Origin of the sequence: Enemella evansiae, assembly GCF_002250705.1 — a bacterium.
Lineage (GTDB): Bacteria > Actinomycetota > Actinomycetes > Propionibacteriales > Propionibacteriaceae > Enemella > Enemella evansiae.
In genome coordinates, this window is record NZ_NMVP01000029.1 from 1 (window position 1) to 8,026 (window position 8,026).

Here is an 8,026-nt window from a genome sequence, read left to right on the forward strand (position 1 = left end):
AGGTCACCGGCCCGTCGACCGCGGCCGCGGCCGCGCGCACCCGGTCCGCGGCCTCGGCCACCGCCGCGGCGTCGGCATCGACCGCTACCCGGATCACCGCATCCGGCTCACCGACCCCGGCCTGCTGCAGCAGGGCACGGGCGACCCGCTCCCCCAGCGGCGCGCAGCGTTCGGCACCGGTGAGCAGCAGCACCGGCCCGGACTCGGGCCGGACGGCGGCGAGCGCCTCGAACGCGGCCCGGCGTACCGCGGCACCCAGGTCGGCCGCCGAGGCGTACTCGGGCAGCAGCAGCGGCGGCTGTGGCCAGAAGACCACCCCGCTGATCACGCGTCACCCTCGGGCCGCGCCCTCATGCCAGGCCCCGGATCGCGCGCGCCGGCGGTCGCTGGCCGGTGATCACCGAGACCATGTCGAGCACCTGCCGGGTCTCGGCGACATCGTGCACCCGGTAGACGCTCGCGCCCAGCCAGGCCGAGACCGCGGTGCTGGCCAGGGTGCCGATCAGCCGCTGGTCGACGGGACGGTCCAGCGCCTCGCCGATGAAATCCTTGTGGGACAGCGAAACCAGCACCGGCCAACCGGTCGCGACCAGCTCGTCGAGCCGGCGGGTCAGCTCCAGGGAGTGGAAGGAGTTCTTGCCGAAGTCGTGCGCGGGGTCGATCAGCAGCCGCCGCCGGTCCACCCCGATGGCGACCGCACGCTCGGCCTGGCCCACGGTGTCGGCGATCGCCGCGGCGACCACGTCCTCGTATTCGACGCGATGCGGCCGGGTACGCGGGATGGCGCCGCCGGTGTGGGCGCAGACCATCGCGACATCGAACTCGGCGGCCACCTCGGCCAGCCGCGGATCGGCACCGCCCCAGGCATCGTTGAGCAGATCGGCGCCGGCGGCGCAGACCGCGCGGCCCACCTCGGCGCGCCAGGTGTCGACACTGATCACCAGATCCGGGTACGCCGCCCGCACCCGGGCGGTGAAGTCGACCACCCGGCGCTGCTCCTCGGCGATCTCCACGTCGTCACCGGGGCCGGCCTTCACCCCGCCGATGTCGATGATGTCGGCGCCCTGGTCGACCACCTCGGCGACCCGGTCGAAGGCCCGGGCGTCGGCCCAGGTGGCGCCCTTGTCATAGAAGGAGTCGGGGGTGCGGTTGACGATCGCCATCACCAGGCGCGCGTGCGGGCCGTATTCGTGCCGGCCGAGCCGGAGGCTCACTCGCCGCTCCCGAAACGCGGTTCCCGCTTGCCCAGGAACGCGTCGACACCCTCGCGGACATCCGGCGTGCCGCCGGCCGCGGTCATCGCCCGGGCCTCGGCCGCCAGCCGGGACTCCACGTCATCGGCCGCGGCGCTGCGTACCAGCCGTTTCGCGGCGGCCTGGGCGCTCGCCGATCCGGCAGCCAGCGCGGCGACCAGGTCGGCGACCCGCTCGTCGAGTTCGTCGGCCGGGAAGACCCGCGCCACCAGACCGGCCTGCTGGGCCTCGGTGGCGGTCAACCGGTCGTTGAGCAGCACCAGCGCCAGGGTGCGGTGCAGGCCGAGGCTGCGGGTCAACAACCCGGTGCCTCCATCCCCGGGCAGCCCGATCCGGGTGTAGCCGAGGGTGAACCGGGCGGTGTCGGCCGCGATCACCAGGTCACCGGCGGCGGCCAGCGGGAAGCCGATGCCGGCGGCCGTCCCCTGGACGACCGTCACCACGATCGCGGGGCTGCGCTGCAGGTCGGCGATCACCCGGTGCATCGCGGTCGCCAGATCGTCCAGGTGGGCGGGCAGATCCGGTGCGTCGGCGAAGCTGCCCAGATCACCACCGACGCTGAAGAATCGACCGCTGGCCCGCAGCACGATCACCCGGGCACGGTCGCGGTCGGCCCGGCGGACGGCGGCGGCCAGTTCGGCGGTGGAGTCGGCGGTGACGAGATTGCCGCGGTCCGGGTCGGCCAGGGTCAGCCAGGCCGCGCCGTCGGCGTACTCGTAGTCGACCAGAGCCATCAGATTCCTCCCATCAGCGGGCCATCGCGGCCAGCGCCTCGACGGTCGCGACCCGGCCGGCGTGGTCACCGGCGATCGGCTGCACGTTGAGTGTGGTCACCCCGGCGTCGGCGAACGCCCGGACCCGCTTCGCGACATGATCGGCGTCGCCGACCAGGGCCACCTGGTGCAGCAGGTCCTCCGGCACCGCCGCGGCCGCGCCCAGCTTGTCACCGGCGAGGTAGCGGTCCTGGATCTCGGCGGCGGCGTCGGCATAGCCGTAGCGCACCGCGAGCGCGTTGTAGAAGTTCTTGCCCTTCGCACCCATCCCGCCGACGTAGAGCGCCACGTGGTCGCGCACCCCGGCGAGCACCTTGGCCCGCAACCGTTCGTCGTCGGTGATGCAGCAGGTGGTGTCGACCAGGATCTGCAGCTCGCCCAGCTCGGGCGCCCGCTTCGCGCGGCCGGCGGCCAGCGAGTCACCGAAGGCGGCCTCGGCATGCTCGGGGGCGAAGAAGACCGGCTGCCAGCCCTCGAACAGTTCGGCGGCCAGGGCGACATTCTTCGGCCCGATGGCCGCCAGCACCATCGGGATCCGTTCGCGCAGCGGATGGTTGATCAGCTTCAGCGGCTTGCCCAGCCCGGAACCACCGTGTTCCGCATCCAGCGGCAACGTGTAGTACTTGCCGGCGTACTGCAGCGGTTCCCGCCGCCAGACCATCCGGCAGATCTCGGCGACCTCCCGGGTACGCCCCAGCGGGGCGTCGTAGCGCAGGCCGTGGAAGCCCTCGACCACCTGCGGGCCGGAGGCGCCGATACCGAGCACGAACCGGCCGTCGGAGACGTGGTCGAGACCGGCCGCGGTCATCCCCAGCAGCGCCGGCGTACGCGAATAGACATTCAGGATTCCCGAGGCCAGGCGTACCCGTTCGGTGCGGGCGGCCAGATATCCGAGCGCGCTCACCGCATCGAAGCTGTACGCCTCCGGCATCATCACGATGCCCAGGCCCGCGGCCTCGAAATCCAACAATTCGTCGGCCGCCTCGCGGAAGCCACCGCTGTAATTCAGCGGCATCCCGATCTCCATGACCCTCCTCGATCCTGGGGGCTGTGAGGCTATCAGCCGCCGCTCGCCCGCTCCCCCGTCGATCGGGCTGCCCCTTTCATATGGGGCTTTCCAAAGGTCAGACCTGATGCCAGCATTGAACCGCTCGTGTGACCGAAGTCACGCGATTTCGGGGGTGCGCACCGTGCATTTCAGAGAAGGGAGTGGCCATGAACAACTTCGATTGGTCCGGTATCGCCGTCAAGGCCGGTGCCGCGATCGTGATCCTGATCATCACCTGGATCCTGGCCCGGGTGGTCAAGAGTCTGCTGAGCAAGCTGCTCGGCCGAGTGAAGGTGCTGCAGCGTTCCGGCGGCGGGAACCATTCCCTCGCCGAGTCGCTGGGCAATGTCGGATCGCTGATCGTCTGGCTGCTGGGACTGACCGCGATCCTCAACCTGTTCGAGCTGACCCAGGTGCTCGGCCCGATCCAGTCGCTGCTGGCCGGGGTGCTCGGCGCCCTGCCGCGCGTGCTGGGGGCTGCCGTCATCTTCATCGTCGGCGTGATGCTGGCCCGGGTGGTCCGGGAACTGGTGACCGCCGCACTGCGCGGCACCCGGGTGGATGAGCGGCTGCAGAGCCTGAGCCGCCGCGCGACGCAGGGCTCCGCCCAGCGGGGTCAGTACGCCCAGGGTGATCCCCAGTACGCCCAGCAGGATCCGGCGACCGTCGATCCCGAGACCGGCGCCACCCGGCGGATGCCGAGCGGCCCGGCGGCCGGCGGCCCCGCGGGCGGTCCCGGTGGCGGCCCGGCCGGTGGCATGCAGATCTCGAACCTGGTCGGCCAGATCCTCTACGCGCTGATCATCGTGGTGATGTCGATCGCGGCCCTGCAGGTGCTGGCCATCCAGGCCATCTCCGAGCCGGCCACCCAGATGCTGTCGACGATCCTGGACGCCATCCCGCTGATCCTGGGCGCCGGCATCCTGCTGGCCATCGGGGTGATCATCGCCCGCTTCATCGGCGGTCTGCTGGACTCGATGATGCGCGGTTTCGGGCTGGAGCGGACCATCGGCCAGCTCGGCATCGACGGCGCGAACGCGGTCACCGTGATCACCCGGATCGTGCAGGTCGCGATCGTGCTGTTCTTCGGCATCGCGGCCACCCGGATGCTGAACTTCCCGCAGATCACCGAGATGCTGAACGCCATCCTGGCGCTCGGCGGCCGGGTGCTCTTCGGCGGCGTGGTGATCGCGGCCGGCATCTTCCTCGCCGGGCTGCTCGCCCGCACCATCGGTGGCGGCCCGGTCGCCCAGATCGTGCGGTGGGCGACGATCGTGCTGTTCGCCGCGATGGGTCTGAAATACATGGGGCTGGCGGACTCGATCGTCAACCTCGCCTTCGGCGCACTGGTCGTCGGCGGTGCCGCCGCGGCCGCGCTGGCCTACGGGCTGGGTGGCCGGGACGCCGCCGCGCGGCAGCTGAACAAGCTGGAGCGCAAGGTGGACGACGCGGTGCAGGAGGAACGCCGCCAACCCTGACATCAACCGGCACGTCACCACTACGGTGAGGGCATGAGCGATCGTGATGCCGTCATCGTCGAGGCCGTACGCACCCCGGTCGGGCGCCGCAAGGGCAGCCTGGCCGGGGTGCATCCGGTCAATCTGTCCGCGCTGGTGCTCCAGGAGCTGGCGCGCCGCGCGGACCTCGACCCGGGTCTGGTCGATGACGTGATCTGGGGGTGCGTCTCCCAGGTCGGCGAGCAGACCGCGAACATCGGCCGCAATGTGGTGCTGACCGCCGGCTGGCCGGAGTCGGTGCCGGGGACCACGATCGATCGGCAGTGCGGGTCCTCGCAGCAGTCGGTGCACTTCGCCGCCGCCGGACTGATCTCCGGGGCGTACGACGTGGTGGTCGCCGGCGGTGTCGAGTCGATGACCCGGATCCCGATGTTCTCCACCATGAAGGACAAGGAACTCGGCAATCCGAACCCACCGGAGCTGCTGGAGCGCTACGACGTCAAGGGGTTCAACCAGGGCATCGGTGCCGAGATGATGGCGCAGCGCTGGCAGCTCTCCCGGCAGGCGCAGGACGAGTTCGCGGCGGCCTCGCACGCCAAGCTGGCCGACGCGATCGACGCGGGGCGGTTGGCCGGGCAGTACGTCGAGGTCCCGCTGCCGGACGGTGGATCGCTGAGCGTCGACGAGGGGTTGCGCCGGGGCACCTCGGTGGAGTCGCTGGCCGAGCTGAAGACCGTGTTCACCCCCGAGGAGGAGGGTGGCACGGTGCATGCCGGCAACGCCTCGCAGATCTCCGACGGGTCGGCCGCGCTGCTGATGATGACCTCGGCGAAGGCGAAGGAGCTGGGGTGTACGCCGATCGCGCGGTTCCACACCGGGGTGCTCGCCGGCGACGACCCGGTGATGATGCTCTCCGCCCCGATCCCGGCGACCGCGAAGCTGTTGCAGCGTTCGGGGGTCGGCCTCGATGAGATCGGGATCTATGAGGTGAACGAGGCGTTCGCCCCGGTACCGATGGCCTGGCTGGCCGAGACCGGCGCCGATCCGGCCCGGTTGAACCCGAACGGCGGTGCGATCGCGATCGGGCATCCGCTGGGTGCCTCCGGGGCGCGGATCATGACCCAGCTGGTGCACCAGATGCGCGACACCGGCACCCGATACGGCCTGCAGACCATGTGCGAGGGCGGCGGGATGGCGAACGCCACCCTGCTCGAGCTGCTCTGAGGCGTACCCGCTCGGGATACGTCAGCGCGGCGCCATCCGGACCGCACCGTCGAGGCGGATCACCTCGCCGTTCAGCATCGGGTTCTCCATGATCTGGGTCGCCAGCAGGGCGTACTCGCTGGGGTCGCCGAGCCGGGCCGGATGCGGGGTCTGCTGACCCAGGGATTCGATCGCCTTCTCATCGAGGCCGGCGAACAGCGGGGTCCAGAACAGCCCCGGCGCGATCGTCACCACCCGGATCCGGAACTGCGCCAGGTCGCGGGCGATCGGCAGGGTCATGCCGACGATGCCGCCCTTGGAGGCCGAGTACGCCGCCTGGCCGATCTGGCCGTCGTAGGCGGCGACGGAGGCGGTGTTGATGATCACCGCGCGGTCCTCGGCATCGGTCTCGGTGTGCTCGATGATCGCCTTGGCGGCCAGCCGGATCACGTTGAAGGTGCCGACCAGGTTGATGTTGATGACCCGCTGGAACAGATCGAGCGCGTGCGGCTCCTGCTTCTTCGCCGAATAGACGCGGCCCGGCGTACCGATGCCGGCGCAGTTCTGCACGATCGCGAAGTCGCCGAGTTCGACGGCGGTGTCGACGGCGCGCTGCACATCGGCCTCGCTGGTGACATCGCCGGGGCTGAAGGTGACGGCGTCGCCGAGTTCGGCGAGGTTGCCGCGGGCGGTGTCGGAGTCGAGGTCGAGGACGACGACGCGGGCACCCGCCTCGGTGAGTCGCTTCGTCGTCGCCAGCCCGAGGCCGGAAGCCCCTCCGGTGACCAGCGCGGTCCTGCCCGATACCTGCATGAAAATCCCTCCCGGGTCGACGACTGGTCAGTAACCTAACTCATCGTCCCGGGAGGGATCTCGGGCGCCTCGGTCCGGCGCCGGTGTGGCTCAGTGGAAGCTGTCACCGCAGGCGCAGGAGCCGCCCGCGTTGGGGTTGTCGATGGTGAAGCCCTGCTTCTCGATGGTGTCGACGAAGTCGATGGTCGCACCGCCGAGATAGGGGGCGCTCATCCGGTCGGTGACCACGTTGACGCCGTGGTACTCACGGAGCACGTCGCCGTCCAGAGCGCGGTCATCGAAGTAGAGCTCATAGCGCAGGCCGGAGCAGCCACCGGGCTGCACCGCGATACGCAGCGACAGGTCTTCACGGCCCTCGCGTTCCAGCAGGTCACGCACCTTGCCGGCAGCTCCGTCGGTGAGGATGACGCCGGTCTCGGTGCTGATCGCCTCGGTCATATTGGCCTCCAAATCCAGGTCCAGGGTTGGGCTCGCGTCGTTCGGGAAGATTCTACCTCGCGCCTCGGACAGCCCTTGCATCTTCCATGGGCAGCGCCCGGTTCGGTGCGTTATTCCGGGTTGGGCCGAACTGGCCGGGAAAAATGTCACGGGCCGCCGACGACGAGGTACGCCTGGGTGAGGCGGTGCGGGCCGGCGCCGAGCAGTGTCGAGCCGCCACCGAGGAACTGGTCCGCCACAACCGGGCGCTGGTGCTGCGGGTCGCCGTCACCGCTGACGCCGCACTGCCGCTCGAGGATCGGGTCCAGGCGGGCAATCTGGGGTTGCTGCAGGCGGTGGAGAAGTACGACCCGGCGGTCGGCACCAAGTTCTCCACCTACGCGGTCTGGTGGATCCGGCACGCGATCGACCGGGCCGTCGCCAACGAGGGGCGGATGATTCGGCTTCCGGTGCACATGCACGATCGGGTGGCGGCGCTGGCGAAGGCGCGACGCCGGCTGGCGGTCGACGAGCATCCGGTGGATGACCGCGGGTTGTGCGCTGCGCTGGGCTGGTCGGCCTCCGAGTTGGCGACGGTACGCGCCGCGGCCCAGGTGCGTCACCTGTCCTGGGAGTCGGAGCTGAGTTGCGTCGCGCAGTGAGGACTCCCCCACGTTCATCGAGTAGGTCGCGCAGCGACCGTGTCGAGATGAACCCCGCACCCCTCACGTTCATCGAGTAGGTCGCGCAGCGACCGTGTCGAGATGAACCCGAAAAGATCTCCCCAAACCTCTTGAGTTATTCGAACACCATGACTAATGTTGGATGTAGCAGTCGAGAGGAGGTGACCAAAGATGACCACCAACGAACGAGCCGAAGTCTTCGCAGCGATCCGCGCCGAAAGCGACACCATCGCCCAGGCCGAAGCACACCGGCTGGTCGCGATCGCCGCCGCCTGCGACACCTACTCCGGACTCAACACCCACACCGACGAACTCACCGCCCGCGTCCTCCACGGTGAACAACTCGTCTTCCCCGGCGCCGACGGCACGCCCGGCATCA

Annotated in this window: 10 protein-coding genes; 4 read left to right on the top strand and 6 right to left on the bottom strand. The window is 70.1% G+C overall.

The features are described 5' to 3' along the window. The 4 genes from BI335_RS13985 to BI335_RS14000 form a co-directional block, all read right to left on the bottom strand. Positions 1-328, bottom strand: a 328-nt coding sequence (locus tag BI335_RS13985) for a hypothetical protein (RefSeq protein ID WP_229119590.1), incomplete at its 3' end; no start/stop codon positions are given. 22 nt (positions 329-350) lie between these two features. Further along, complete coding sequence (gene folP / locus BI335_RS13990) at positions 351-1,214, bottom strand: dihydropteroate synthase (protein ID WP_229119591.1); 864 nt, start codon at positions 1,212-1,214, stop codon at positions 351-353. Continuing rightward, positions 1,211-1,987: an enoyl-CoA hydratase/isomerase family protein gene (locus tag BI335_RS13995; protein WP_094431624.1), complete on the bottom strand. Its 777-nt coding sequence runs from the start codon at positions 1,985-1,987 to the stop codon at positions 1,211-1,213. Before BI335_RS13995 ends, folP begins: the two co-directional genes overlap by 4 nt. 13 nt (positions 1,988-2,000) lie before the next feature. Beyond that, complete coding sequence (locus tag BI335_RS14000; protein ID WP_094431626.1) at positions 2,001-3,053, bottom strand: LLM class F420-dependent oxidoreductase; 1,053 nt, start codon at positions 3,051-3,053, stop codon at positions 2,001-2,003. A gap of 188 nt (positions 3,054-3,241) precedes the next feature. Between BI335_RS14000 and BI335_RS14005 the strand changes: the two genes are divergently transcribed. Next, positions 3,242-4,552: a mechanosensitive ion channel gene (locus BI335_RS14005; RefSeq protein WP_208109049.1), complete on the top strand. Its 1,311-nt coding sequence runs from the start codon at positions 3,242-3,244 to the stop codon at positions 4,550-4,552. Between the two features lie 33 nt (positions 4,553-4,585). Further along, positions 4,586-5,755: a thiolase family protein gene (locus BI335_RS14010; RefSeq protein ID WP_094431630.1), complete on the top strand. Its 1,170-nt coding sequence runs from the start codon at positions 4,586-4,588 to the stop codon at positions 5,753-5,755. A 21-nt stretch (positions 5,756-5,776) separates the two neighbouring features. On the opposite strand, the gene BI335_RS14015 is transcribed toward BI335_RS14010, so the two are convergent. Then, on the bottom strand, positions 5,777-6,547 hold the full coding sequence (locus tag BI335_RS14015) for a 3-hydroxyacyl-CoA dehydrogenase (protein ID WP_094431632.1): 771 nt from the start codon (positions 6,545-6,547) through the stop codon (positions 5,777-5,779). 90 nt (positions 6,548-6,637) lie between these two features. Next, positions 6,638-6,985, bottom strand: a complete 348-nt coding sequence (locus tag BI335_RS14020; protein WP_094356483.1) for a HesB/IscA family protein — start codon at positions 6,983-6,985, stop codon at positions 6,638-6,640. 143 nt (positions 6,986-7,128) lie between these two features. On the opposite strand from BI335_RS14020, the gene BI335_RS14025 reads away from it, so the two are divergent. Both BI335_RS14025 and BI335_RS14030 read left to right on the top strand, forming a co-directional pair. Further along, positions 7,129-7,626, top strand: coding sequence for a sigma-70 family RNA polymerase sigma factor (locus tag BI335_RS14025; RefSeq protein ID WP_166646619.1), 498 nt, complete (start codon positions 7,129-7,131; stop codon positions 7,624-7,626). Positions 7,627-7,818: 192 nt separating this feature from the next. After that, on the top strand, positions 7,819-8,026 hold a 208-nt coding region (locus BI335_RS14030), incomplete at its 3' end, for a hypothetical protein (RefSeq protein WP_144009128.1).

Excerpts from the sequence above, each read along its gene's own strand:
- BI335_RS14010 (WP_094431630.1), top strand. The coding sequence starts at position 4,586 with ATGAGCGATCGTGATGCCGTCATCGTCGAGGCCGTACGCACCCCGGTC.
- BI335_RS13995 (WP_094431624.1), bottom strand. The coding sequence starts at position 1,987 with ATGGCTCTGGTCGACTACGAGTACGCCGACGGCGCGGCCTGGCTGACC.
- BI335_RS14020 (WP_094356483.1), bottom strand. The coding sequence starts at position 6,985 with ATGACCGAGGCGATCAGCACCGAGACCGGCGTCATCCTCACCGACGGA.
- BI335_RS14000 (WP_094431626.1), bottom strand. The coding sequence starts at position 3,053 with ATGGAGATCGGGATGCCGCTGAATTACAGCGGTGGCTTCCGCGAGGCG.
- BI335_RS14025 (WP_166646619.1), top strand. The coding sequence starts at position 7,129 with ATGTCACGGGCCGCCGACGACGAGGTACGCCTGGGTGAGGCGGTGCGG.
- BI335_RS14005 (WP_208109049.1), top strand. The coding sequence starts at position 3,242 with ATGAACAACTTCGATTGGTCCGGTATCGCCGTCAAGGCCGGTGCCGCG.
- BI335_RS14015 (WP_094431632.1), bottom strand. The coding sequence starts at position 6,547 with ATGCAGGTATCGGGCAGGACCGCGCTGGTCACCGGAGGGGCTTCCGGC.